Origin of the sequence: Pectobacterium aroidearum, assembly GCF_015689195.1 — a bacterium.
GTDB lineage: Bacteria > Pseudomonadota > Gammaproteobacteria > Enterobacterales > Enterobacteriaceae > Pectobacterium > Pectobacterium aroidearum.
On the sequence record NZ_CP065044.1, the window covers coordinates 4,874,733 to 4,900,429 of the forward strand.

Annotated in this window: 18 protein-coding genes and 1 tRNA gene; 10 read left to right on the forward strand and 9 right to left on the reverse strand. The window is 51.6% G+C overall.

What is annotated here, in order from left to right:
• Window positions 1-80: 80 nt before the first annotated feature.
• From I2D83_RS21755 to uspA, 3 genes are all read right to left on the reverse strand, one after another.
• A complete protein-coding gene (locus tag I2D83_RS21755) occupies window positions 81-1,394 on the reverse strand; it encodes an NAD(P)/FAD-dependent oxidoreductase (protein ID WP_205947295.1) in 1,314 nt (437 codons plus the stop codon).
• A 383-nt stretch (window positions 1,395-1,777) separates the two neighbouring features.
• Window positions 1,778-3,121, reverse strand: a complete 1,344-nt coding sequence (gdhA, locus tag I2D83_RS21760) for an NADP-specific glutamate dehydrogenase (RefSeq protein WP_015842284.1) — start codon at window positions 3,119-3,121, stop codon at window positions 1,778-1,780.
• A 291-nt stretch (window positions 3,122-3,412) separates the two neighbouring features.
• Complete coding sequence (uspA, locus tag I2D83_RS21765; RefSeq protein WP_015842285.1) at window positions 3,413-3,850, reverse strand: universal stress protein UspA; 438 nt, start codon at window positions 3,848-3,850, stop codon at window positions 3,413-3,415.
• 555 nt (window positions 3,851-4,405) lie between these two features.
• Here uspA and uspB point away from each other — a divergent pair.
• Window positions 4,406-4,741 carry a universal stress protein UspB gene (uspB, locus tag I2D83_RS21770; protein ID WP_181830092.1) on the forward strand — a complete coding sequence of 112 codons (336 nt, stop codon included), beginning with the start codon at window positions 4,406-4,408 and terminating at the stop codon, window positions 4,739-4,741.
• A 200-nt stretch (window positions 4,742-4,941) separates the two neighbouring features.
• On the opposite strand, the gene pitA is transcribed toward uspB, so the two are convergent.
• Window positions 4,942-6,447: an inorganic phosphate transporter PitA gene (pitA, locus tag I2D83_RS21775; protein ID WP_181830091.1), complete on the reverse strand. Its 1,506-nt coding sequence runs from the start codon at window positions 6,445-6,447 to the stop codon at window positions 4,942-4,944.
• Window positions 6,448-6,723: 276 nt separating this feature from the next.
• On the opposite strand from pitA, the gene I2D83_RS21780 reads away from it, so the two are divergent.
• Together I2D83_RS21780 and I2D83_RS21785 are read left to right on the forward strand one after the other, a co-directional pair.
• On the forward strand, window positions 6,724-7,923 hold the full coding sequence (locus tag I2D83_RS21780) for a BaiN/RdsA family NAD(P)/FAD-dependent oxidoreductase (protein ID WP_194431376.1): 1,200 nt from the start codon (window positions 6,724-6,726) through the stop codon (window positions 7,921-7,923).
• A 95-nt stretch (window positions 7,924-8,018) separates the two neighbouring features.
• Window positions 8,019-9,626 (forward strand): EAL domain-containing protein, encoded by a 1,608-nt coding sequence (locus I2D83_RS21785; RefSeq protein WP_194431375.1) that lies wholly within the window; start codon window positions 8,019-8,021, stop codon window positions 9,624-9,626.
• Between the two features lie 40 nt (window positions 9,627-9,666).
• Here I2D83_RS21785 and I2D83_RS21790 read toward each other — a convergent pair whose 3' ends face one another.
• From I2D83_RS21790 to ligB, 4 genes are all read right to left on the reverse strand, one after another.
• Window positions 9,667-10,197 carry an Ail/Lom family outer membrane beta-barrel protein gene (locus I2D83_RS21790; RefSeq protein WP_043882008.1) on the reverse strand — a complete coding sequence of 177 codons (531 nt, stop codon included), beginning with the start codon at window positions 10,195-10,197 and terminating at the stop codon, window positions 9,667-9,669.
• Window positions 10,198-10,630: 433 nt separating this feature from the next.
• Window positions 10,631-10,707 (reverse strand) — tRNA-Pro (locus I2D83_RS21795).
• 253 nt (window positions 10,708-10,960) lie between these two features.
• Window positions 10,961-12,643 (reverse strand): kdo(2)-lipid A phosphoethanolamine 7''-transferase, encoded by a 1,683-nt coding sequence (eptB, locus tag I2D83_RS21800; RefSeq protein ID WP_194431374.1) that lies wholly within the window; start codon window positions 12,641-12,643, stop codon window positions 10,961-10,963.
• A gap of 258 nt (window positions 12,644-12,901) precedes the next feature.
• The gene (gene ligB / locus I2D83_RS21805; protein ID WP_205947296.1) at window positions 12,902-14,590 is read right to left on the reverse strand and encodes an NAD-dependent DNA ligase LigB; all 1,689 of its coding nucleotides are present in this window, start codon (window positions 14,588-14,590) and stop codon (window positions 12,902-12,904) included.
• 321 nt (window positions 14,591-14,911) lie between these two features.
• Here ligB and gmk point away from each other — a divergent pair, with 321 nt between their 5' ends.
• From gmk to I2D83_RS21840, 7 genes are all read left to right on the forward strand, one after another.
• Window positions 14,912-15,535 carry a guanylate kinase gene (gene gmk, locus I2D83_RS21810; protein ID WP_015842292.1) on the forward strand — a complete coding sequence of 208 codons (624 nt, stop codon included), beginning with the start codon at window positions 14,912-14,914 and terminating at the stop codon, window positions 15,533-15,535.
• A 53-nt stretch (window positions 15,536-15,588) separates the two neighbouring features.
• Window positions 15,589-15,864, forward strand: a complete 276-nt coding sequence (gene rpoZ, locus I2D83_RS21815; RefSeq protein ID WP_005968230.1) for a DNA-directed RNA polymerase subunit omega — start codon at window positions 15,589-15,591, stop codon at window positions 15,862-15,864.
• 18 nt (window positions 15,865-15,882) lie between these two features.
• Window positions 15,883-17,982, forward strand: a complete 2,100-nt coding sequence (gene spoT / locus I2D83_RS21820) for a bifunctional GTP diphosphokinase/guanosine-3',5'-bis pyrophosphate 3'-pyrophosphohydrolase (protein WP_015842293.1) — start codon at window positions 15,883-15,885, stop codon at window positions 17,980-17,982.
• Window positions 17,983-17,987: 5 nt separating this feature from the next.
• On the forward strand, window positions 17,988-18,680 hold the full coding sequence (gene trmH / locus I2D83_RS21825) for a tRNA (guanosine(18)-2'-O)-methyltransferase TrmH (RefSeq protein ID WP_014913643.1): 693 nt from the start codon (window positions 17,988-17,990) through the stop codon (window positions 18,678-18,680).
• On the forward strand, window positions 18,680-20,761 hold the full coding sequence (gene recG / locus I2D83_RS21830; RefSeq protein WP_205948228.1) for an ATP-dependent DNA helicase RecG: 2,082 nt from the start codon (window positions 18,680-18,682) through the stop codon (window positions 20,759-20,761). The genes trmH and recG overlap by 1 nt, the downstream gene beginning before the upstream one ends.
• A 288-nt stretch (window positions 20,762-21,049) precedes the next feature.
• Window positions 21,050-22,438 carry a nucleobase:cation symporter-2 family protein gene (locus I2D83_RS21835; protein ID WP_181830085.1) on the forward strand — a complete coding sequence of 463 codons (1,389 nt, stop codon included), beginning with the start codon at window positions 21,050-21,052 and terminating at the stop codon, window positions 22,436-22,438.
• 157 nt (window positions 22,439-22,595) lie between these two features.
• A complete protein-coding gene (locus I2D83_RS21840; protein WP_205947297.1) occupies window positions 22,596-24,290 on the forward strand; it encodes an AsmA family protein in 1,695 nt (564 codons plus the stop codon).
• 362 nt (window positions 24,291-24,652) lie between these two features.
• On the opposite strand, the gene fabY is transcribed toward I2D83_RS21840, so the two are convergent.
• A complete protein-coding gene (fabY, locus tag I2D83_RS21845) occupies window positions 24,653-25,594 on the reverse strand; it encodes a fatty acid biosynthesis protein FabY (RefSeq protein WP_015842297.1) in 942 nt (313 codons plus the stop codon).
• Window positions 25,595-25,697: the final 103 nt, after the last annotated feature.

A 25,697-nucleotide genomic window follows, 5' to 3' on the forward strand; every position in this document is an offset into this window, starting at 1 on the left:
AGCCGAAATGGCTGACCGCGTGTGTCGAGCGGTGATAATGGAGAGATCGTAGAGATACTGCCTGCCAATGGCTGGCAGTATTATCTCTCGCTGCGGGCTTTCCAGCGTTCGCTCGTCAGGTAACCGTTCACCCCCACATCCAGGAAAGGGCGTGGCGGCAGGTAGTTCGCCTGCCCGAGCGATTGCATATCGCCAATCAGCGGGTTGTCTTCACCCAGTGCCAAATCCGCCAGAATATGTCCGGCAGCGGTTTGCTTCGACAGACCTGCCCCGTTACAGCCTGCTGACGCGTACACATTGTCGCTTAGCTGTCCCCAAATTGGTGCCCCGTTGCGTGTGACGCTAATCAGCCCTGACCAGGTATGCGCCATTTTCACATCACTCAACTGTGGGAACATGCGGGCAAAAATAGCCGCATGACGCCGCGCGTGGCGTCCGGTTTCTACCGCACTATTGACCAGCTCCGGGGCAAATTTCACATGCTCCCGAATCAGGAAACGATGGTCACGCGTATAGCGTAGTGTGGCACTGGCTAGCGCATTGACCGGCGTTAGCCCCCAGTCCGGCATGTCGCCCATACGTGCTATCTGTTCCGCATTCAGCGGTTCCGTCAGCGTCGCGAAAGTCGCCACGGCAAACACCCGACCATTGAACAACGGCAAGCCACGCGCCGCGCCGTTAATCGCCATCATCAGCTTATCCGCCTGAATCTCGCCATAGGGCGTTTCCACGCGAATGCGCGAACCTGTCTCGATATTCAGAGCCGGAGAATGGGCGTAAACCGTCACGTTCTTCGGCAGGTTCGCCACCAACCCGACCACTAGCGCCGCCGGGTTTAGCAGAATGCAATTGGGGGTATACACGGCGCGATGATAGAAAGATGTGCCGAGGCGACGAGCAAGCTCGTCTTTTTCCACCACCTGATAGGATTCACCCAGATCGTCCAATTCACGGACATAGGTATCGATCAGGCCGTTGAACGTCGAACTGACCGCGCAGTGATATTTACCCGCCACGCTCCAGTCGCACGCGATAGCATGGCGATCCACCTTCTCTTTCAGATGCGCCACGCCGGACTGCAACAGACGGCGATAAGCCGCCGCTTTTTCCAGCTCGGCCGTCGAGCTGCCGATATTGTGCGGCAAATCGATGACGAAACCAGAATTACGCCCAGAGGCATTGTCGCCAATCTCGCCCGCATCCAGCAGGATAATGTGTTTATCCGGGCGCTGTTCAGCCAGACGCTGTGCAAAGGCGATCCCCGCATAGCCTGCGCCGATCACCAGCCAGTCCGCGGTTATTTTTCCACGCTGCTGTGGGTAATTCGGTTTATCGATAAGATCTACCGACCAGCCATTACGATTCTGATCGAAAGGAAGGTGTTTGATTTTCACAATGGTGTAAGCCTTGAGGAGAACGGGTTGTACCGGAAGTCAGGAACAGAAACCCGACGATACGCAATGCTGATTAAGATAAAGAAAGGCAGGAAGCGGTGTCCAGCAAGAAATGTATATATTTTAAATAATTGGCGTGTACATACCCTAAATAATTCGAGTTACAGGAAGGCGGCAAGAGAGGAAATCCCGATGAGCTTACTCAAGTAAGTGATTCGGGTGACTGACAAACCTGCTAGAGGCTGGTTTGAACGCTGCTTGCAGCGGCTCCAACGGAGCGAGACACACGCAAGTGTGTCGAGTAGCGCAGCCAACACACCTGTAACTTGAAGTATGACGGGTAAGAGCGCCTGCGAATACAGGCGCTAAGAAGGACTAAGGCGTTACACCACACCCTGCGCCAGCATCGCGTCGGCCACTTTTACAAAGCCCGCCACGTTGGCACCGCGCACGTAGTTAGTCTGGTTGCCTTCGCCGCCGTACTGCACACATGCAGTGTGAATATCCAGCATAATGTGATGCAGACGCGCATCCACCTTCTCGGCTTTCCAGCCCAAACGCGCCGCGTTCTGCGCCATTTCCAGCCCGGATGTCGCTACGCCGCCCGCGTTAGCCGCTTTGCCCGGTGCAAACAGCACGCCCGCATCCAGGAACGCATCGGTCGCCGGGATCGTCGTTGGCATGTTCGCGCCTTCTGCCACGGCTTTCACTCCGTTAGCAATCAGGGTCTGCGCCGCTGGCAGGTCCAGCTCATTCTGCGTGGCGCACGGCAGTGCGATGTCTACCGGCACTTCCCACGGCGTTTTACCTGCAAGGTAAGTCAGCTTCGCTTCACGCGCATAATCTTCCACGCGGCCATAGCGTTTATTTTTGATCTCTTCCAGCAGCGCCAGTTTCTCTGGGGTAAACCCGTTCTCATCCACCACCGTGCCGTTGGAATCCGATGCCGTGACCACACGCGCACCCAGCTCCATCGCTTTTTCAATCGCATACTGCGCCACATTACCGGAGCCGGACACCGCAACGCGCATGCCTTCAAAGCTCAGACCGTGGCGTTTCAGCATCGCTTCCGTGAAGTAAATCAGGCCGTAGCCCGTCGCTTCAGGACGGATCAGACTGCCGCCGAACGACAGCCCTTTACCGGTGAATACACACGCGGTGTTGTTGGTCAGCTTCTTCATCATACCGGTCATGAAACCGACTTCGCGGCCACCCACGCCGATATCGCCCGCCGGAACGTCCGTATCCGCGCCCAGATGACGATACAGTTCCGTCATCAGCGCCTGACAGAAACGCATGATTTCGCCCTGGCTTTTCCCTTTCGGGTTAAAGTCCGAACCGCCTTTACCGCCGCCCATTGGCAGCGTCGTCAGCGCATTCTTGAACGTCTGTTCGAAGCCGAGGAATTTCAGAATCGACAGGTTAACGGACGGATGGAAACGCATGCCACCTTTGTACGGCCCGATCGCGGAGCTGAACTGGACACGCCAGGCGCGGTTCACCTGTACCTGACCTTTGTCGTCCGTCCACGCGACGCGAAACTGAATCACACGTTCCGGTTCTACCAATCGCTCCAGCAGGCTGTAATCCGCATAGTGAGGGTTCTGCTCCAGAAAAGGCCACAGAGTCGAAAGCACTTCATTAACGGCCTGTAGAAATTCAGGCTGATGCGGATCGCGTTGTTGAACAGAATCAAGAAAACTCGCCAGAGATACGATTTGTGCCATGAACAGCTCCTGATTGAACGAATAAGCTCCCTTCTGCTTCTTTATTTTTAGACACGCAGAAGCTTGTGGGATCGATGAAAATGATGTTGTGTCCTCTGGACTATAACACTGGCGATGGATATTTAAGCAAGCGTTTTCTTTTCAGATAAACGTTAGAATCCAATGAGATAGGAAGGGTTTTTCGGCAATTTAGGAAAGGAAATTTGACATAAGTTTTTGTTATATAACAAAAGGCACAGCCTGGAAGCCGTGCCTTTCGTCACTGAAAAAAAATGCAAAAAAAGCTAATTTTTATTCGTCTTCATCATCACGCAGCGGCACGATGAGCATGTCGACATGCACGGTATTAATCAGCTGGCGCGCCGAAGACATCAGTTTGCTCCAGAAGTCCTGATGGTGGCCGCACAGCACCAGATCGGCGTCGTATTTCTTAATCGCATCAACCAATACTTGTCCTAAATCGCCGCTGCCGCTCAGCGTCTCGCTGATGGGGTAGCCCGCGTTCTGTGACAGCTCGGTTAACGCGTTCTGGGTTTCTTCGGAGATACGCTGTTGCATGTCGCCCAGATTGACGTCGATAAGCCCCGTGTAGAGATCGGAGTAGTTCACATCAACGTGGATTAACGAAACTTTCGCATTGTACGGTCTCGCCATTGAAACGGCTTTTTCCACTAACACTTTGCTTTCTGGAGAAAGGTCAACAGCAATAAGGATGTGTTTGTAAGCCATAATAAGACTCCTTCCGTAAAGACTAATTAAGGGTTAGCAGCTATTTCTCCTGCCAATCTGATACTTAACAGCGGATTATAGGATAGCACTCATCCGCAGTATCGGACTGTTCAGTTGATCACAACCCGTTTTCAAACCTGTTAATTCTATTGATAAGTGTAGTAGAAACCGCTCCTTTTCACAGCTAAATCGCGCAGCTTCTCCTTTCAGAAAGGGTATTATCTCGCCGAAAATCGTCCTTCATGCCGATTGCGCCTGCCTCTCTGGCACAAAAGAACATTCTTCTTCTACACTACAAGTAGGGGGCGGTGCGCCTGTCCGCCGTCCTCTGGGATGAAAAACGAGAACGGGGCTAGCCGTGATGCTGTTGGCTATCCAAAATGACAATAAAATCGTGCGTAAGCACGTGGCATAACTATTCGTCGTCGAAAAACATCGCAGAAAAATGTCGTAGATAAGCGTCGCAGGTCATCGTAACGCTTGTCATCGGTCACAGGTGGGCAACGGGAATGTGTGGCTATCGTATCTGACGAATAGAACGACCGGGAGGGAAGCATGATTAGTACATTTGCGCTTTTCTGGGCTTTATGTATCGTCTGCATCATTAATATGGCGAGATACTACTCTTCATTGCGCGTGTTACTGCTGGTTTTGCGTGACTGTGACCCGCTACTTTACCAATACGTTGACGGAGGGGGATTCTTTACCTCGCACGGCCAGCCAAGCAAGCAAATCAGGCTGGTAGGCTATATCTACGCACAACGCTATCTTGATCATCACGACCCTGAGTTTATTCGCCGCTGCGAGCGGGTGCGGGGACAATTCCTGCTCACGACCGCCCTGTGTGGCCTTATTGTCATCAGCTTGATTGCCATGACGATATGGTATTAAAACATCGTACTTATATAATTATTGGTACTTACACACTCTCTGGTATTAACACCATGAACGTCGATAAAAAGTAAAAAGGCGATTCCCCACAGAATCGCCTTTTTTTATGACGAACATCCTTGTCCGTCCCCCTGTGGGCCGCCGCAAGCGGCGTTGAAAAACGTTCCCTACGTTTTTTTATGCGTGATGAATGACCGCAGTTAAATCAGCTTCAACGCCAGCCAGTACAGCGTCCCAGACATCAGCATCGAGATAGGCAACGTCAGCACCCAGGCCAGCAGGATACTTCTTATCGTTTTACCCTGTACGCCACCACCGTCAGCAATCATCGTCCCGGCAACCGCCGAAGACAATACGTGCGTGGTGGAAACCGGCATACCGGTGTAGCTGGCAACGCCAATCGACAGAGCCGCCGTCACCTGCGCCGAAACGCCCTGTGCGTAGGTCATGCCTTTCTTGCCAATCTTCTCGCCAATGGTCACAGCCACGCGTTTCCAGCCCACCATCGTGCCCAGAGACAGCGCCAGTGCGACAGCGACGATAATCCAGAGAGGCGCATACTCAACTGTCTGCAGCATGTCTTTACGCAGGTTGCTCAGGTAGCGTTTATCTTCACCCGACGTTTCTGGCAGCTTGATCACCCGATCCATCGTATCCGAGATACACATCAGCAGGCGACGCACTCTGCTACGATCGTCAGGGTTCAACTGGTCGTAACTTTTCAGGTTATTCAGCAGGCCCTGTGTACGTTCAATCGCAATCATCACGCGTGAACTGTCACAGTGAAACTCTTTCTGGCCGTTGCCGGGAATCGTGTTTTCCGGTGCAGGAATAACAGGCGGAGACAGATCGATAACGTGCGTCAACGCGTCGCCGTGCTGCTTGTAATATTCCTGCAAATTGACAACGGCATCGCGGGTACGACTGATGTCATAGCCAGATGCGTTCATGTTGACAATGAATCCGGCTGGCGCGACGCCAATCAGTACCAGCATAATCAAACCGATACCTTTCTGACCGTCGTTTGCCCCGTGAGAAAAGCTCACCCCAATCGCCGATAGAATCAGCGCGGTACGCGTCCAGAATGGCGGCTTGCGTTTGCCATCCTGCTTCTCGCGATCGACAGGCGTCAGGTGCACACGTTTACGCTTTTTACTGTTGTTCCAGAACCGACGCAGCACCAGCAGCATCAGACCCGCAACCACCATCCCCACAATCGGCGATAGCAACAGCGACAGGAAAATGCTGATCATTTTCGGCACATTCAACGCATCCACGACGGAAGTATTCGTCAGCAGCGCGTTGGTCAAACCAATACCGATAATAGAACCGATCAGCGTGTGAGAACTGGAGGCAGGAATACCGAAATACCAGGTACCCAGGTTCCAGATAATGGCGGCCAGCAGCATGGAAAACACCATTGCCAAGCCGTGCGCCGAACTCACGTTCAGCAGTAAATCCGTGGGGAGAAGGTGAACAATCGCATAGGCTACGCTCAGGCCGCCCAGCAGTACACCGAAGAAGTTAAAGATACCCGCCATAACAACGGCAAACTCTGCGCGCATAGCGCGGGTATAAATAACAGTGGCAACGGCATTCGCAGTATCGTGAAAACCGTTAATGGCTTCATACATGAGTACAAACAACAAAGCCAATATCAACATCAGGCCGGTGTAGTAATCCAGTCCGGCAAATAAATGTAGCATAAACGTTAGGCCATTTAGTGGTCATGAACGCGGCGCATTATCGGCGACAAGCAGGGGTCGGGAAAAGCAAAATATGACATTTTTTTGACTTAATATGTGATGGGGATCGACGGATAAATCACTTAATCAATAAAAATCAAATAATTATATATTATTACTAAAATACGCAAATTGTTACGCTGGTATCGAACAAAAACCAACACTACAATTTGCCGCCCCGTGGCTTATGCTTGCGGCCATCCAAGAAAATCTATTCACTCATCGGAGAAATGCATTGTGGAACAGTTTGACGCTGTCATCATCGGTGCCGGTGCAGCAGGCATGTTTTGCGCAGCGCAGGCGGGACAACGCGGACTGCGTGTGCTATTGCTCGATAACGGCAAGAAGGCTGGCCGGAAAATATTGATGTCCGGCGGCGGTCGCTGCAACTTTACCAATATGTATGCAGAACCAGCGGCGTACCTGTCCCACAATCCTCACTTTTGCAAATCGGCACTAGCGCGTTATACCCAATGGGATTTCATCAGTCTGGTCAACAGCCACCGCATCGCTTACCACGAGAAAACGCTCGGCCAGCTATTCTGCGATGATTCCGCACAGCAAATCGTGGACATGCTGGTAACAGAGTGCGAACGAGCTAACGTCACTCTCCGTCTGCGTAGTGAAGTCACCTCGGTAGAGAAATCAGACGATCTATTCACCATCCAGCTAAACAACGGCACATCATTCCAAAGCGCATCGCTGATTGTTGCCTGCGGCGGCCTGTCGATGCCGGGCCTGGGCGCGACGCCGTTCGGCTACCAGCTTGCTGCACAGTTCGATATCAACGTGCTCCCCACTCGCGCCGCGTTAGTGCCTTTCACATTGCATAAGCCGCTGCTCGAACAGCTGCAAACGCTCTCCGGCGTCTCTGTGCCTACCGTTGTCACCGCAGAAAATGGCGTGACGTTCCGTGAAAACATTCTGTTCACGCACCGTGGGCTCTCTGGCCCCGCTATTTTGCAGATCTCCAGCTACTGGCAGGCCGGGGAATTCGTCACCATCAATCTGCTGCCCGACCGCGATCTCACCCAGCTCATTAATGACGAACGCACCGCTCACCCAAACCAAAGTCTGAAAAACACGCTGGCGCAGTGGCTGCCTAAACGACTGGTTGAATGTCTGCAAGCGTTAGGACAACTGCCGGACGTCACATTGAAACAGCTCAACAGCGCACAGCAAACACAGATGGAACAGAGCCTGCAACAGTGGCGCGTACAGCCAAACGGCACGGAGGGCTACCGCACTGCCGAAGTCACCATCGGCGGCGTTGACACCCGCGCGCTGTCCTCCAAAACCATGGAAGCCAACGCGGTGCCGGGGCTGTATTTCATCGGTGAAGTGGTCGATGTGACCGGCTGGCTCGGCGGCTATAATTTCCAATGGGCATGGAGCTCCGCATGGGCGTGTGCGCAGGCGCTGCCTTTTAGTAAATAGGCACTATAATAACCATTCAGTGATCTCCTTTAATGCATGGACATGGAGAAAAGGACGTCTCTACATAGGCCTCCGCTGCCAGAAAGGAAATGTGGATGAGTCCCAGACTTAACAAACATAAAATCAACCTCTTGCAGCTACTGGTTGCTGGCATACTGCCGCTGCTGCTTGGGTTGTTGTTCACTTTTGTTGAGTCCAGATTAATGGTAAAGCGGGATTTGGAATCCACTGCGCAAATCGCGATGAATCATGCCGAGAATATTTCGGCACAGGCATGGAAGATGGTAGATCGTCTCCAGCGCTTCCATGGTCAGCCCTGCAACATTATCGGCGATGAATTGCAGCGCCTCGGTTCGGTCTTTTCTTACTTTCGTGCCATTGGCGTTATCCATAATACCAATGTCTATTGCTCTTCAACGTTTGGCAGCACACTGACGCCAATCAGCCGCGTCATTCAACAACCGCTGCCAGAGACGTATTCTGAACGCTGGAGCCTGTCGATTGCTGGTTCAGACAACGTGAAAGAACGGCCGGCGCTGATTTTCGTCCAGATGCCTCTTACGGGTGACGGCGCTTATGCCATGGTCGATGCGCAATATCTGATCGACCTCATGATTGCGATTAGCAAAATACGCGGCTACCAACTTACCCTGAAAATGGATAACGGCCATCCGATTCAAACTGGCCCGGCGATTACGCCCCGCATCGGCCTATTTTCTACCTCTGCGCTTGAAATCAGGTCGAGCCGATTCCCGATTACGCTCAATATCACCGCCCCAGCTTCTCAGGAAATAGCGAACTGGAAGCAGGCTTTCTTCACGTTTCTGCCACTGGCGATTATTCTCTCTCTGCTTTTCACTACAGCGATCTGGTACTGGCAAAAACGTAAATTATTATTCCGCGACGAAATCCGCAAAGGCATCGCTAACGGCGAGTTTTCCGTCTATTACCAGCCCATCTATGATGCAGAATCGCAAACCTGCACCGGCGTTGAGACGTTACTGCGCTGGCGACGTAGCAACGGGAAGTGGATCAGACCTGATATATTTATCTCTGCCGCCGAAGCTGAAAGTATGATTATTCCCATCACTCGGCACTTATTTGATCTGGTGGCATCAGATATTGCCAGTTGGCAGGTAAAGCCGGGGTTTCATCTGGGGCTCAACGTTGCAGCCGAACACTTGCATCATCCCGGTTTTGTATCAGACGTACACCGTTTCGCAGAGAAGGTCGCTTCTCATTCATTAAGCATTTCTCTGGAACTGACGGAACGTAACCTCATCAGCAACGGTCCTGAAATCATACAGCGCCTGCATCAGCTACGTGAAGATGGCTTTATGATTACCATTGATGACTTTGGTACCGGACACTGTTCACTCTCTTATCTGCAAAACTTTCCGCTAGATTGCCTGAAAATAGACCAGGGATTCGTTAGCGCAATTTCATCACCAGATGAAGAAGCGCCAATTCTTGATGCCATTATTAATTTGAGCCATCGCATCAATCTTCAATCCGTCGCGGAAGGCGTAGAAACCAAACAGCAGCTCATGTATTTACAACAGCACGGCGTCAAATATATACAGGGATTCCTTTACGCTAAGCCGATGGATAATGAATCGTTTCTCGTCTGGCTTCACTACAATGGCAATAAATCGATAGAGAGCTTTATGATGAAAAATGAAGAAGGGAAGAAGAACGACTAACCGGCGGAAACGTGTCCACCGGTTTTCGATATCAGATAAATCAGAAACGATAGCCGACGCCAATATTAAAGGCATCGACACGCGTTTCATAAATTTTCGTGCCTTCGTAGCCAATATCAATCGCCCAGTTTGCTACTGGCGTAATTTGAATACCGGCACCGTAAGCAAAGCGGGTTTCTTTCTCGCTGCCTGAATCGACAAAATTGCCGTAATCGTATTTCCAATCTGCTTTTCCATGACCAACACCCGCTAGACCATAAACACTAACGACATCGTTAAAACGGTAGGATGGTCCAGCCATTAAGGAATAGTATTTAAGTTTGGTCGTATCATTGGAATTGAAGTCACGATCATAATAATCTTCTTTTGCCCCCAGGTAAGTGAAAGAGCCAATAATGCCGAGATCGGAATCACCTTGATAATGGTATTTTGCGGTAATCCCTTTTGGATCTTTAAAGTCATCGACTTTCGCCTGAGCATAACCCAAAGATACCGTTTGTGTTGCCTGAGCAACAGACATTCCCATGGCACAAGCAATTAAAGTGGAAAGCAGCAGTGTTGTTTTTTTCATGATCGAAACATCTTCCATGTTTGAATAAAAAAGACGATTCCAACAAAGCGAATATATAACTATCGCGAATGTTGACCGCACATAAACTTACATTTAAATACGGTTAGGTAAAGTCAGCCTTATTTTTAAACAACGAGGATAATTCTGAATTTAATTATTAAAAAACAAAAAGATAAATAACGAAGAGGATAATTAACCCACTATTTATCGTTCGGTTTTTGGGAACATTCTGAACTAAAAACACGGAAAATATAGCAATGCATGACATCAGAAAGCGCCAGAATAAAACCCTATTTTTATAAAGGATTAGTATGGCAAAGGGCAATTCTTATAATCGAACAGTTTTATAAACGAACGGTCTTATAAACGAATAGTGTGAATAGACGATATCGAACAGGGGAAAAATTGAGAATGGCTTACGGAGGAAGAAAGGTGGTCGGCGAGAGAGGATTCGAACCTCCGACCCACTGGTCCCAAACCAGTTGCGCTACCAAGCTGCGCTACTCGCCGAATGCGGGCGCATCTTACTGCTACCCTATTGGAGCGTCAATACCTTTTTAGCAAAAGGATTTCGGCTGCCGCTAAAGTGTCCATCTCTTGCATTGGCAGCCTGAAACCGACGTCCTTGTCCGTGATTCATGTCAATTATACCCGTCATACTTCAAGTTGCATGTGCGTTGGCGACGTTCAGTCACCCGAATCACTTACCTGAGTAAGCTCATCGGGATTCCTTCCCTTGCCGCCTTCCTGAAACTCGAATTATTTAGGGTATAGCAGGTTTCTGACACCAGTTATTTTTAGGGTTAATACCGCCGTCAGGCGATGTGTATCCCAGGCATCCAAGAATCGTATCAAACAGCTCTTCATGGCGATGTGTTTTACCAACGCGCTGCTGAGCTTTCAACTGCTCAAACGCTTGCAGATTATCGGTATCAGCCAGAAACTTATCCGACGTCCACACCATCATCGGTGAACGGAACTGCTCAGGCGGCGCCATCTGACGCGGCGTGCCGTGCAGATGATAGTTTTCATCAATCGATTCACCGTGATCGGAAGCATAAAACACGATCGCTTTCTTATCCCGAACCTGATCGATCACGCTATCAATAAAGCTATCGGTATAGAGCACGCTATTATCGAAAGCATTAATCAACTGCTCACGCGAACAGGAGGCATCAACGCCCATACACTCCGGCTGATAACGCGCATAGCTGCGAGGATAGCGCATGGAATACAGATAATGGGAACCTTTGGTATGCAGCACGATCAGGTGTTTCCCCTTTGGATAGCGCTCTAGTGAATTTTTGACTTCATCAACCAACAGCATGTCATCGACAGGCTTCCCATCATTACGCTTCTCAGAGGCAATCATTTCTCGGAAAGCGTAGTTATTGGCCTCAATACTATTGTAAAACCAGACTTCACTTTGCATGGCGAACAGCTCTGAGGTAAAGCCCAGCTCTTTCAATACCGCGAAGATGTTCTGCTCTTTCAGCGTCCTCTGTGGGTTATCTTCCGTGCCCCCCTCACGCACAAACATACAACGCATGGACAGCTTGGTAGAGGTATCACACGACTGGCCACGCAATGCGATCAGGTTTTTCTCTTTTGATAATTTGGGTGTCGTGTCTCGTTCATAACCCATTAATCCCATATGATCCCAACGTGTTGTTTCTCCGATGATAAAAACCACGTAGGTATCATCAATACTTTTTGGTGCCTCGTAGGTAAATGCCTTAGCAGGGTCAAAAAGGTTTGAAGAATCCTGACTTTCATCGTATTTCGTGTAAGCAAACAAGCCGAGAGCGGATAACCAGTTAGAGGGGAGATAAGAATGGGCAACCAATCCGCCATAACTTGGCAAGTCGATATTCGAGGCTTTTTCGGACAATGATTGAATATTATCCATGTACCGAATCGGCAACCAGACGATCCCCACAACCACGGCTAAGGTCAGCAGGGGCATGAGACGTTGACCTGATGATTTTACCTGTTCAAGTAACGTTCCACGTAACGCACTCATCCAGATCAAAAACAAAGGCAAAACACTTATACCCACAACCCATAAGATAAAGTCAGCACCCACAACTTCTTTGGATAAATCGATATCGGTAGTCATGACCGCAGCAATAATGCCGTAACCAATCACGACATTAAAAAATGTCATGTAATAACTCGCCGCTACGGATATCAAGACCAATAACGACGAAATGATTCGGAAGAATAAACGCCCACCAAGTGAGAAAATCCGCAATAAGAGAAAGGTTAACAATATACTTGCGACAGATTCAATAATCGCAGGAATAAACCACGGGATCTGATCGCCAGTAGAGAGAGATAGGTTACCAATACGGCGATAAAAGATCGGTATGTTGAGTAAAAAACCGACATAAAACGCAATGAGTAAAGAAACTTTAGTGTGAGAAAGCGTGGATACATACTTCATTACGACAAATGCTCCGGTGTTCTGTTTTATTATCTGAAGCTATACGACACTCCGAGTATTACGGAGTTCATGCCGTAAAACAGGACGGGAGCGGCTCTGGTTTCATCAGATTACGCGATTCGCATTAGCTATACCGGAAAACATAAATTAAAATTATCAAAAATGTAAAAAATCTTTATTTTTCTCCGCCAAACCAAAGAAAAACGCAGAAATTCATAAATGTTACGAATCAGGCAGTATAGCGCAAAGAACTGTAAATCATTCACGAATTCCCACCTTACGTAATCTGACCACCCATTCGACAACGATGGGGTGGCGCAAAAAGGCCATAATTTCTTGCGCGCGTTTCGCACCTATCCCTGTAAATTGAGTCCACTGCTCGGCAGTTCGTCGTTGTAACGTCATCCAATCCGTTTTATCCAATGCATTAAGCGCTGAACGAGGGATGGGAATCCCCAAGGCAAGTAGCCAGCGGGATAACGGCATCTGTCGTGCCGACTGCAAGCTCTTATAGATATCTCGCGCCCGTTTATCGCCCATGCCAGTGACTGCATTAAGCTGTGCCTCCGTCAGAGATAACCACGACAGCACGTCTTCCAGCAAACCATGTTGCATCAAGCGCAGCCACATTCCGTCACGCACTCCCGTCAGGTTTAACCCATGTTCTCCACTCAACCAGACCAAGCGCGCCAGAAATTGCTGTTGGCAAACCGTACTATACCGAAAACAGCTAAAAGCATGGAAATCATGTTCACTGGGGGAAACGATGGCAAGCCGCTCAGTGCTACGCCATACCACGTTATCCAGACGTGGGATCCCCTGACCCGCCAGACTGACGCTCACCCGATCGCCGGGCAACACGTCCCACTGTTTCCAACGAGACAGCGAACCCACATTCACCCTGCTGACCGATTTATCATCCAGTTTCATAGGATTAAGTTTTAACACCACGGCGAGCTTACCCGTCCGCCCGACAGAAAATACAACATCAATGACTTCCGCAACCTGATGAACAGGCGGATATTTCCACGCTATCGCCCAGTCGGCGGATGTATTACGCCAATAGCGCCCCTGCGGCTCTTTAGTCTGACGGAGAACCACGCCATCCGTCACGAAGGGCAGCGGGTTGTGATACCAATAATGGCGCCATTTTTCCGCGTCGGCGAATGACCCAATAGCATGGGTATAGTCCGCCGTCATGGTAAACCCCATTTCCGTTAATTTCTCCAGGCGTTCAGGCATCGTCTTTGGGCCATCCGGCCATTCCCAGATAAACAGGCCAATCTGCGACAACACGGGAGATGGCTGATGACGGCGCATTTCACCTGCCACCACCGAGCGCGCATTCACACCGCCCTGAATATGCTGGCGATGATCGGTCATCTTCAGGAAAAGCTCTCCCTGTAATACCAATAAGGAAGGTACATTGGTTAATAAATGAGGGATTCCTGGAATCAGACGAACTTTTTCCGTCCAGTCTTCGCCTTGCAGGCCGTTACCCCGGCTAACCGCAGATTCGAGCTTGCCGTGCTGATAGACCAGCGTAACGGCCACACCATCAACTTTTGGCTGAATCCATACATCCTCACGCTGAGTGATCCATTGCACCAATTGCTCGCGATCGGACAATTTCTTCAAGCCCGTATGAGCAACGGGATGAAGCTGCTTGCCATGATCGGGTAACTGAACAGGAGCAACGCTTTGGGGCTGAAAACAGCCTAGCCACTGGTTTAACTGCTCTCGCAGTTGATCATAAACATCATCTGCTACCGGGCTTTTCCCTTCGGTGTAGTACACGTCATCCCACTGTTCTAACTGCTGACGTAATGCATCCATTTCTTTGCTGGAGCGGGTATTATCCCAATCGGGGCAGACCCCGGCCGCAGCCGAAAAACCGCTGATTCCCCCAACAATGATGATCAAAAATGCGCAAACCCTGAGCCACATAATCCCTCCAGCCATCCAGTAGCGAATGGCCGCAGTACATAGCAACAAAGGGGAGAATACGAGGTGAAAAAAGGAGAATTGCCAAACGCGCCGCAAGATGATTTATCGTTTGCAGAACCAGTAAAAAAGACAGGAACACGCGTCGCAATCTCAAAAAGACACGTTGGCAAAAGATTTATCCGATGACATAACGAAAAAACAGTCAGCGGAGAATTTATCGCAGCGCGACTGATGACATATTGGCGTGTATAATGCGGGGATATGCGCATTCTCCTGCCGCATATCTACATTCACCATCGTAACCATGAATAAAACTTCATTATGGCTCAAGGCACGTTATATATCGTTTCTGCTCCCAGTGGAGCCGGGAAATCCAGCCTGATTCAGGCGTTATTAAAAACCCAGCCGCTTTACGACACTCAGGTATCGATTTCGCATACCACTCGGGCTAAACGACCGGGAGAAAACCACGGCGAACACTATTTCTTCGTCGAAGTCGATGAATTTAAGCGTATGATTCAGGATAACGAGTTTCTGGAACACGCTGAAGTCTTTGGCAATTACTACGGTACATCCCGACCAGCCATTGAGCAGGTATTAGCGACGGGTGTTGATGTCTTTCTGGATATCGACTGGCAAGGCGCTCAGCAAATCCGTGCACAGATGCCGCACGCGCGCAGTATTTTCATTCTGCCGCCGTCAAAAGAAGAACTGGCTCGCCGCCTGCGTGGCCGTGGACAAGACAGCGATGACGTCATTGCCCGCCGTATGTCTCAGGCTGTGGCTGAAATGACGCACTACGGCGAGTATGATTACCTAATTGTGAATGATGATTTCGATTTGGCGTTGCTCGATCTGAAAACCATTATTCGCGCCGAACGTCTGCGTTTGAGCAGACAACAGGTTCGGCATGATGCATTAATCACCAAACTATTGGCAGACTGACGCCTCTTTCAGTATGATGCCCAGTCATTTTATTTCCTGTGGAGTAGCACATTATGGCACGCGTAACTGTTCAAGACGCTGTAGAGAAAATTGGTAACCGTTTTGACCTGGTGTTGGTCGCTGCTCGTCGCGCCCGTCAAATCCAGACTGGCGGCAAAGATCCGCTGGTTCCTGAAGAAAACGATAAGTACACCGTGATCGCACTGCGTGAAATCGAAGAAGGTCTGATCAACAACCAGATTCTGGATGTTCGTGACCGTCAGGAACAGCAAGAGCAGGAAGCCGCAGAGATTCAGGCGGTTACCGCGATTGCTGAAGGCCGTCGTTAATCACACCACGAGTCGCCCTTGTACATTTTTGAAAGCCTTAATCTGCTGATTCAACGTTATCTGCCAGAAGATCAGATCAAACGTTTACAGCAGGCTTACTTAGTTGCACGTGATGCTCACGAGGGGCAGACTCGCTCCAGCGGTGAACCCTATATCACACACCCTGTTGCCGTCGCCTGTATTCTGGCGGAGATGCGTCTCGATTACGAAACGCTGATGGCAGCACTGCTGCATGATGTCATAGAAGACACCCCCGCCACCTATCAGGACATGGAACAGCTTTTTGGTAAAAGCGTTGCTGAACTGGTAGAGGGCGTGTCCAAGCTGGATAAACTGAAGTTCCGCGATAAGAAAGAAGCGCAGGCTGAAAACTTTCGCAAAATGATCATGGCGATGGTGCAGGACATTCGCGTCATCCTGATCAAACTCGCAGACCGTACCCATAACATGCGTACATTGGGCTCATTACGCCCAGACAAACGTCGCCGCATTGCCCGCGAAACACTGGAAATATACAGTCCGCTGGCACACCGACTGGGTATCCATCACCTCAAAACCGAGTTGGAAGAACTGGGTTTTGAGGCGCTGTATCCGAACCGTTATCGCGTCATTAAAGAGGTCGTCAAGGCCGCGCGCGGTAACCGCAAGGAAATGATCCAGAAAATCCTGTCGGAAATCGAAGGGCGTTTGACGGAAGCCGGGATTGCCTGCCGCGTCAGCGGCCGCGAAAAACACCTGTACTCCATCTACTGCAAAATGCACCTGAAAGAGCAGCGTTTTCATTCCATCATGGATATCTACGCGTTTCGGGTCATCGTCAAAGAGCTGGACACCTGCTATCGCGTGCTCGGTCAGGTTCACAGCCTGTATAAGCCGCGCCCGGGTCGGGTGAAAGACTATATCGCTATTCCCAAAGCCAACGGTTATCAATCGCTGCACACGTCGCTGATTGGTCCGCACGGCGTGCCGGTTGAAGTACAAATCCGCACCGACGACATGGATCAAATGGCGGAAATGGGTGTCGCCGCGCACTGGGCTTATAAAGAAGGCGAGAGCAGTACTACTGCTCAAGTACGCGCCCAACGCTGGATGCAGAGCCTGCTGGAACTTCAGCAGAGCGCCGGTAGCTCATTCGAATTTATCGAAAGCGTGAAGTCCGATCTCTTCCCTGACGAGATGTACGTCTTCACGCCGGAAGGCCGTATTGTGGAACTCCCCGCAGGTGCGACGCCCGTCGATTTCGCCTACGCGGTACACACCGATATCGGCCATGCGTGCGTCGGCGCACGCGTCGATCGTCAGCCTTACCCGCTATCACAGTCGCTCACCAGCGGCCAAACCGTTGAAATCATCACCGCACCAGGCGCCAGACCCAACGCCGCATGGCTTAACTTTGTCGTGAGCTCCAGAGCGCGTTCTAAAATCCGCCAGATGCTGAAAAACCTCAAGCGTGATGATTCCGTGAGCCTCGGCCGCCGTTTACTGAACCACGCGTTGGGCAATGGTCGTAAACTTTCCGATATCCCTGAGAAATCTATTCAGCTTGAGCTCGATCGCATGAAGCTCGCTACGCTGGACGATCTGATGGCGGAAATTGGTATGGGTAATGCCATGAGCGTCGTGGTGGCGAAAAATCTGCTGAACGAACAGTCTGAGCTGGGAACCACCGGGCTGCGCAAGTTGCCGATCAAAGGCGCAGATGGCGTCATGATCTCATTTGCCAAATGCTGCCGCCCTATCCCCGGCGACCCGATCATCGCCCACGTCAGCCCCGGTAAAGGGCTGGTTATCCACCATGAATCCTGTCGCAACATTCGCGGCTATCAGAAAGAACCTGAAAAATTCATGGCAGTAGAGTGGGATAAGGTGACGGAACAAGAGTTCATCGCTGAAATCAAAGTCGATATGTTCAACCATCAGGGCGCATTGGCGAACCTGACGGCAGCGATCAATGCCGCGAATTCCAATATTCAGAGCATCAACACGGAAGAGAGAGACGGCCGCGTATACAGCGCCTTTATCCGTCTCACTACCCTCGATCGCGTTCATCTGGCCAATATTATGCGTAAAATTCGCGTGATGCCGGATGTCATCAAAGTTAACCGTAACCGAAATTAATCGTCATGACCCCTCAACGTTATGCACGCATAAAAGAAATGCTCAACTGCCGTCAGCCCGATCTGACGATTTGCATGGAGCAGGTGCATAAGCCCCACAACATTTCTGCCGTTATCCGTACCGCAGATGCCGTCGGCGTGCATCAGGTTCATGCGATTTGGCCCACCAGCCGGATGAAAACGCTGGTTTCCTCCGCCGCAGGCAGCAATAGCTGGGTTCAGGTGAAAACTCATCGCAATATCGGTGATGCAGTCGGCCACCTGAAAGCAGAAGGCATGCAGGTTCTGGCGACCAATTTGTCTGAACACGCGGTCGATTTTCGGGAAATTGATTACACCCGCCCGACCTGCATTCTGCTCGGACAAGAAAAAACCGGGATTACTGCCGAAGCGCTCAAGCTGGCCGATCGGGACATCATTATTCCGATGACCGGCATGGTGCAATCGCTGAATGTCTCCGTAGCCTCGGCGTTGATCCTGTATGAAGCGCAACGTCAGCGCCAGATCGCCGGCATGTACCAGCGTGAAGACAGCCCGCTGGATGAAGAAGAGCAACAGCGCCTGCTGTTTGAAGGGGGCTATCCGGTACTGGCACGCGTCGCGAAGCGCAAAGGGCTCCCTCGACCTTATATTGACCATCAGGGTCAGATTGTAGCGGATACCCCGTGGTGGGCCGCGATGCAATCGTCGGAGTGCTGATGAAAGGCCGCCTGCTAAACACCCAACCGCTGAGTACACTCGCCGGCGTGGGTGCGAGTCAGGCAGCGAAGCTCGCGCGACTTGGGCTGGAAACCGTGCAGGACCTCCTGCTACATCTGCCTTTACGCTACGAAGACCGCACGCACCTTTACCCTATTGGCGATCTCCTTCCCGGCATGTATGCCACCGTGGAAGGTGAAATCCTACGCAACGACATCACCTTTGGCAGCCGTCGCATGTTGACCTGCCAAATCAGTGATGGCAGCGGCATGCTGACCATGCGCTTCTTCAATTTCAATGCGGCGATGAAAAACAGTCTCGCACCGGGACAGCGCGTTACGGCTTATGGCGAAATCAAGCGCGGCAAAATCGGCGCGGAAATCATCCATCCTGAATACCGTGTTCAAGGGGATAATACGCAGGTCGAGCTACAGGAATCACTCACGCCGGTTTATCCCTCCACAGAGGGTATTCGTCAGGCAACGCTACGCAAACTCACCGATCAGGCGCTGGAGTTGCTCGCCGCCAACCACATCGATGAGTTACTGCCTGAATCCCTGAGCCGTTCCCTCATTAGCCTGCCGGATGCGCTGCGCACGTTACATCGTCCCCCACCGGATATGCAGCTCAGCGAGCTGGAACACGGGAAACACCCGGCGCAGCAGCGGCTGATTATGGAAGAACTGCTGGCGCATAACCTGAGTATGCTCGCCGTACGGGCCGGTGAGCAGCGACATAAAGCCTCGCCGCTACAGGCTCAAGACGGCCTTAAGCAACGCCTGCTCGCCGCGCTGCCGTTCAACCCTACTCAGGCACAAGAACGTGTCGTGGCGGAAATTGAAGTGGATATGGCAAAAGATTTCCCGATGATGCGTCTGGTGCAGGGCGATGTGGGCTCAGGGAAAACGCTGGTCGCCGCGCTGGCTGCATTGCGTGCCATTGCTAACGGCAAACAGGTCGCACTGATGGCGCCCACAGAGCTATTGGCCGAACAGCACGCCCATAATTTCCGTCAGTGGTTTGAACCGCTGGGGCTTGAAGTGGGCTGGCTGGCTGGCAAACAGAAAGGAAAAGCGCGTCAGGCACAGCAGGACGCTATCGCTAACGGTCAGGTTTCCATGGTGGTCGGGACGCACGCTATTTTCCAGCAGCAGGTGAAATTCAACGGGCTGGCATTGGTTATCATTGACGAACAGCACCGCTTTGGCGTGCATCAACGCCTGGCGCTGTGGGAAAAAGGCGAAGAACAGGGCTTTCACCCTCATCAATTGATTATGACCGCCACACCAATTCCCCGCACGCTGGCGATGACGGCCTATGCCGATCTGGATACGTCCGTCATTGATGAACTGCCGCCGGGCAGAACGCCCGTCACCACGGTCGCCATACCGGATTCACGTCGCAACGATATCATCGAGCGCGTGAATAGCGCCTGCCAGCAGGAAGGGCGGCAGGCCTATTGGGTGTGTACGCTGATCGAAGAATCCGATCTACTGGAAGCACAGGCGGCAGAAGCCACCAGCGAAGAGCTAAAGGCTGCGCTGCCGAATCTCAAGGTCGGATTGGTTCATGGCCGCATGAAAGCACAGGAAAAACAGGCGGTGATGCAGGCTTTCAAACAGGGCGAACTACAACTGCTGGTGGCGACCACCGTCATCGAGGTGGGCGTGGATGTCCCCAACGCCAGTCTGATGATCATTGAGAACCCGGAGCGTTTGGGTCTGGCGCAACTGCACCAGTTGCGCGGGCGCGTCGGACGCGGCGCGGTGGCATCCCACTGCGTACTGCTCTACAAAACGCCAATGAGCAAAACCGCACAGAAACGGCTTCAGGTTCTACGCGATAGCAACGATGGTTTTGTGATCGCTCAGCGCGATCTGGAAATTCGCGGACCGGGCGAATTATTAGGTACGCGGCAAACGGGCAATGCCGAGTTCAAAGTGGCCGACCTCCTGCGCGATCAGGACTTGATTCCGCAGGTGCAGCGCGTTGCGCGCCATCTCCATGAACACTACCCCGAACATGCCATTGCGCTAATTGAACGCTGGCTACCCGAGCGTGCACGCTACACCAACGCCTAATCGCGGCAGCGCATTCTTCATTTTTTTAAAAATACACTAAATAATTCAAGTTGCAGGAAGGCGGCAAGCGAAGGAATCCCGATGAGCTTACTCAAGTAAGTGATTCGGGTGAGTGAACGCGACCAACGCACATGCAGCTTGAAGTATGACGGGTATATCCTCTTAAATAATAAGGCTTTGCTTATCAGACAAAATTCATATCGAAAAGATGCGTTAGCAAACGTTTGCTTTCGACAAAGAGATCATTAAAATGCGCTCTTTGTCGTTTCAGGAACGCCAACTTACATCATGACTACCACCACGGAAACGTCCCAAACAGAAGCCGCTGCCGCACCTCAGCGCAGTGAACTCATCTATCGTCTTGAAGACAGGCCGCCGCTGCCGCAAACGCTGTTCGCCGCCAGCCAGCACCTGTTGGCCATGTTTGTTGCGGTGATTACCCCCGCGCTACTGATCTGTCAGGCATTGGGTTTACCCGCTCATGATACGCAGCGCATCATCAGCATGTCGCTTTTCGCTTCCGGTCTGGCCTCTATTCTACAAATTAAAACCTGGGGCCCCGTCGGTTCTGGCCTGCTGTCTATTCAGGGCACCAGCTTTAACTTCGTGACGCCACTGATTATGGGTGGATTGGCACTAAAGAATGGTGGCGCAGATGTTCCCACCATGATGGCGGCGCTGTTCGGTACGCTGATGGTCGCATCCTTCACTGAAATCATTCTTTCACGCTTCCTGCATTTAACCCGCCGCATCATTACCCCGCTGGTTTCCGGCATTGTGGTGATGATCATTGGTCTGTCGCTGATTCAGGTCGGCCTGACTTCTATCGGCGGCGGTTATGCCGCTATGGGTAATAACACCTTCGGTGCGCCTAAGAACTTATTGCTGGCAGGTGTGGTATTGCTGGTTATTATTCTGCTGAACCGCCAGCGTAACCCCTACCTGCGCGTCGCCTCGCTGGTGATTGCCATGGCGGTGGGCTATCTGGGTGCCTGGCTAATGGGTATGCTGCCGGAAAACACATCCTCGCAACACGATACAGCGATCATGATGCCAACACCGCTGTATTACGGTTTAGGCTTTGACTGGAACCTGTTAATCCCGCTGATGCTGGTCTTCATGGTAACGTCGTTGGAAACCATCGGTGACATCACGGCGACCTCTGACGTTTCTGAGCAGCCAGTCAGAGGCCCGCTGTACATGAAACGTTTAAAAGGCGGCGTGCTGGCCAATGGCCTGAACTCTTGCCTTTCCGCCGTATTCAATACCTTCCCTAACTCTTGCTTCGGCCAGAATAACGGCGTCATCCAGCTTACCGGTGTTGCCAGTCGCTATGTGGGTTTCGTGGTTTCGCTGATGCTGATCGCACTGGGGTTGTTCCCTGCCGTTAGCGGATTTGTGCAGCATATTCCAGAGCCGGTTCTGGGCGGCGCCACTATCGTAATGTTTGGTACGATCGCGGCGTCCGGTGTGCGCATTGTGTCCCGTGAGCCGTTGAACCGTCGCGCAATCATGATTATTGCGCTATCGCTGGCCGTTGGCCTTGGCGTGTCTCAGCAGCCGCTGATTCTGCAATTTGCGCCGGATTGGATTAAAACGTTACTGTCTTCCGGTATTGCCGCTGGCGGGATTACCGCAATCGTGCTGAATTTGGTTTTCCCACACGAAGAAAAATAGCGCCAGCCCGCAATAATTTCTGTTCAGTTCATGTAAAAGCGAGCGGTGATGCAACACCGCTCGCTTTTTACTGTCTGTAACAGCATTACCTATTGAGCCTTCAGGGAAATTGCGGCATAAGAACAGTTCTCCCTGACGATTGGCATGGACTGACACGATGAAATTTATCGGGAAATTATTGCTGACCCTACTGCTGCTAGCCTTTTTAGCGCTGGTAGTCGTATACGTATTACTGCAAACCAGTTGGGCGGCAGGCTGGGTAAGTAATTGGGTAAACCAGAACACCGACTACCAGTTGTCACTGGGAAAAATCAATCATGATTGGTCAACAGCCGATCACATCCAACTCACCGATGTCAGTTTTGGTCAGAAAAACCAGCCGCCGACGCTCACCGCCAAGCAGGTTTCAGCCGGGTTTAGCGTGCGTCAACTTACCGAACCACGTCATTTTGCCAGTCTGGAGCTAGAAGGCGGTACGTTAAACCTTTCTTCACAGGCCGCCACACTCCCTATCGAAGCCGATGTGCTACAGCTACGTACGATGGCACTGCAGGCAAAGGACGGTGATTGGCGCCTGAATGGCCAGCAGATCAACGGCGGGATGACGCCGTGGCAACCCGAGGCGGGCTATCTACTGGGCAAGCAGGGGCAGTTCCAGCTCAGCGCCCGCTCACTCGAACTTAACGATATTCCCGCCAGCCAGGTCTTGGTTCAGGGTGAAATCAACCATAACCAGCTGATTTTGAGCAATTTTGGTGCCGATGTTGCTCAAGGGCAGCTAACGGGCAACGCCAGCCGCGCGGAAGACGGCAGTTGGCAGATCGGTAACCTCCGACTCAGCAATGTCCGTTTGCAAACACAGAGAACGCCGGAAGCCTTCTGGCAACCAGTGACCGAACTGCCTTCCGTTACGGTCAACCGCTTTGATCTGATTGATGCCCGTATTGAAGGGCCGGGATGGGCGTTTATCGATCTGGATGTTGCCCTGCAAAATGTCACGTTTAAGCAGAATGACTGGCAGAGCGAAGGGGGAACGCTGTCGTTCAATGCGACCGATATTGTGAACGGCAACATGCACCTGATCGACCCTATCGTGAATCTGGATTTGTCACCGGCAGGCGTTAACATCAAACAGTTTTCCACACGCTGGGAAGGCGGTTTACTGCGCACTAACGGCAACTGGCAACGTAGTAATCGGCGCTTACAGCTGAACGAATTTGTTGTCGCAGGGATGGAGTACACACTCCCCGGCGACTGGCGTCAGCGGTGGCAAGCGACGCTGCCATCATGGCTGGCAGAAGTGAATGTGCGAAAATTCACGGCCAATCGCAACCTGCTGATCGATATCAACCCGGATTTCCCGTTCCAGCTCACCGCGCTGGATGGCTACGGCAGTGATTTGCTGTTAGCACGCGACCACCAGTGGGGAGTCTGGACAGGATCGTTGAATCTTAATGCCAGCGACGCGACGTTCAATAAAGTCGATGTGCGCCGCCCTTCACTGGCGCTGGTAGCCAACGATAACCAGATCGCCATTAACGAACTCAGCGCATTTACGCAAAATGGCATGCTGGAGGCCAAGGCGACCATCAGCCAGCAACCGGCACGTAATTTCTCCCTGTCGCTGACGGGGCGCGCCGTGCCGCTGGATGTTCTGACGCGCTGGGGATGGCCAGAACCCGCAACCGCACCGACAGGCAACACGAATCTGCAATTACAGTTGAATGGGCGGCTTGCCGCCAATACACCGCTGAAGCCAACGCTAAACGGTACGCTGCAGGGTGTGGATAGCAACGATCGCCCAATCAGACAGCAAATGCATCAGGGAACCGTGGCAGAAACGCAAGAATGATTGCGCTTTCAATACACGGGGCCAGGCTGTTGGCAAATCTATTTACCAAATGGAAACGGGAGTAACGGAATAGAAGAGTAAAGCGTTTGCGCCAGGGACAAAAACGTCAGGAACGTTTTTGAACGTCGCTAGCGACGGCCCTGCAAGGGTGAATCTCAGGGATGAGATTCATATTCGCGCAAGCCGAGCTTACATGGATGTACTTGCAGCGTCTTTACGATCTATCCGTTACTCCCGCTCTACGGACTTTGTCAGCAACATCACACAGTCAGAATCACGTGTATTATTATGGCGAAATGCTGCTGGCTAACATGCAACGTGATGTTCCGATAGGAAGGCCATCATAATATGGTCACTGCGAGTTAATCTACTTCCGAACCGCCTTCTTCCAGTGGTGCATCCGGCTGGGCAGGCAGCACGATATACACCCCTTCAAATAGCGCCCCTTTATTGTCATCACCGAACAGCTCGACATTTAACTGCACGCGTGCCTTACGCCCACGCGCCAGACGATCAAGATCGCCACTCAGCGACCCTAAATCAGCAACTGCGCTCGGTCGGCCACTCACTGGCGTGCTGTAACGAATGTGCGCATCCGCCAGAATAATCGTTCCGCCGAGGTGCCGTTCACGCAGTAACAGCCAGATTAGCCCCCAACCGGTGAGCGTCGCGAGAGAAAACATGCTGCCGGCAAAAAGCGTGTGGTGTGGGTTTTGGTTGCCCGTTTCAGGCATGGTGGTGATAAATTTCTTCCCGGTGTACTGGCTTATCCGCACCCCCATCTTTTCACTCAAAGGGATGTGATCGTACCAGGCCTGTTGTAGCTGTCCGCACCAGTCAGGGCGGTGCAAAATATCATCCAGCGTCGCCACCGGTTTAATCATCAGAAAGTGTCGCACAGGCGTCGTTTGTGGTGCGGTGATTTCGCCCTGGTTAACAAAACCCAGCTTGGAGAAGAAATCCATTGCGTCTTCACGGGCGCTACAGACCACGCGCTTGACGCCTTCCTGACGCGCCACGGACTCCAGAGTAATCGCAAGCAACGTGCCTAACCCTTTCCCACGCACGTCGGGATGAACCGCTAAAAAGCGAATTGCCGCTTCATTATCTGCATTGATAGAAAGACGGCCTATCGCGACCAGCCTTCCCTGTTCATCCACCACGGTTTGGTGATGTGCCAGAGCATCGTAGGCATCGCGCTCGGAGCCTAACGGCTGACGCAGAGGTTTACGCAGCATTTCCCAGCGGAATTGATAGTACGCATCCAGTTCTTCTGCGCTTTCAGGTACTCTCAGATGATACATAACCCTTCCTCTATACCGAGATGCCTTATTGCATCGGGGTTCATAAGATCAGACCGCTGACAAACGGATACACAGCGCGATAGCGGCAACGGCGCCTGCAACG

Coding starts and splice junctions, on each gene's coding strand:
- gdhA (WP_015842284.1), bottom strand. CDS start 3,121: ATGGCACAAATCGTATCTCTGGCGAGTTTTCTTGATTCTGTTCAACAA.
- uspA (WP_015842285.1), bottom strand. CDS start 3,850: ATGGCTTACAAACACATCCTTATTGCTGTTGACCTTTCTCCAGAAAGC.
- uspB (WP_181830092.1), top strand. CDS start 4,406: ATGATTAGTACATTTGCGCTTTTCTGGGCTTTATGTATCGTCTGCATC.
- pitA (WP_181830091.1), bottom strand. CDS start 6,447: ATGCTACATTTATTTGCCGGACTGGATTACTACACCGGCCTGATGTTG.
- I2D83_RS21785 (WP_194431375.1), top strand. CDS start 8,019: ATGAGTCCCAGACTTAACAAACATAAAATCAACCTCTTGCAGCTACTG.
- I2D83_RS21790 (WP_043882008.1), bottom strand. CDS start 10,197: ATGAAAAAAACAACACTGCTGCTTTCCACTTTAATTGCTTGTGCCATG.
- eptB (WP_194431374.1), bottom strand. CDS start 12,643: ATGAAGTATGTATCCACGCTTTCTCACACTAAAGTTTCTTTACTCATT.
- ligB (WP_205947296.1), bottom strand. CDS start 14,590: ATGTGGCTCAGGGTTTGCGCATTTTTGATCATCATTGTTGGGGGAATC.
- gmk (WP_015842292.1), top strand. CDS start 14,912: ATGGCTCAAGGCACGTTATATATCGTTTCTGCTCCCAGTGGAGCCGGG.
- rpoZ (WP_005968230.1), top strand. CDS start 15,589: ATGGCACGCGTAACTGTTCAAGACGCTGTAGAGAAAATTGGTAACCGT.
- trmH (WP_014913643.1), top strand. CDS start 17,988: ATGACCCCTCAACGTTATGCACGCATAAAAGAAATGCTCAACTGCCGT.
- recG (WP_205948228.1), top strand. CDS start 18,680: ATGAAAGGCCGCCTGCTAAACACCCAACCGCTGAGTACACTCGCCGGC.
- I2D83_RS21835 (WP_181830085.1), top strand. CDS start 21,050: ATGACTACCACCACGGAAACGTCCCAAACAGAAGCCGCTGCCGCACCT.
- I2D83_RS21840 (WP_205947297.1), top strand. CDS start 22,596: ATGAAATTTATCGGGAAATTATTGCTGACCCTACTGCTGCTAGCCTTT.
- fabY (WP_015842297.1), bottom strand. CDS start 25,594: ATGTATCATCTGAGAGTACCTGAAAGCGCAGAAGAACTGGATGCGTAC.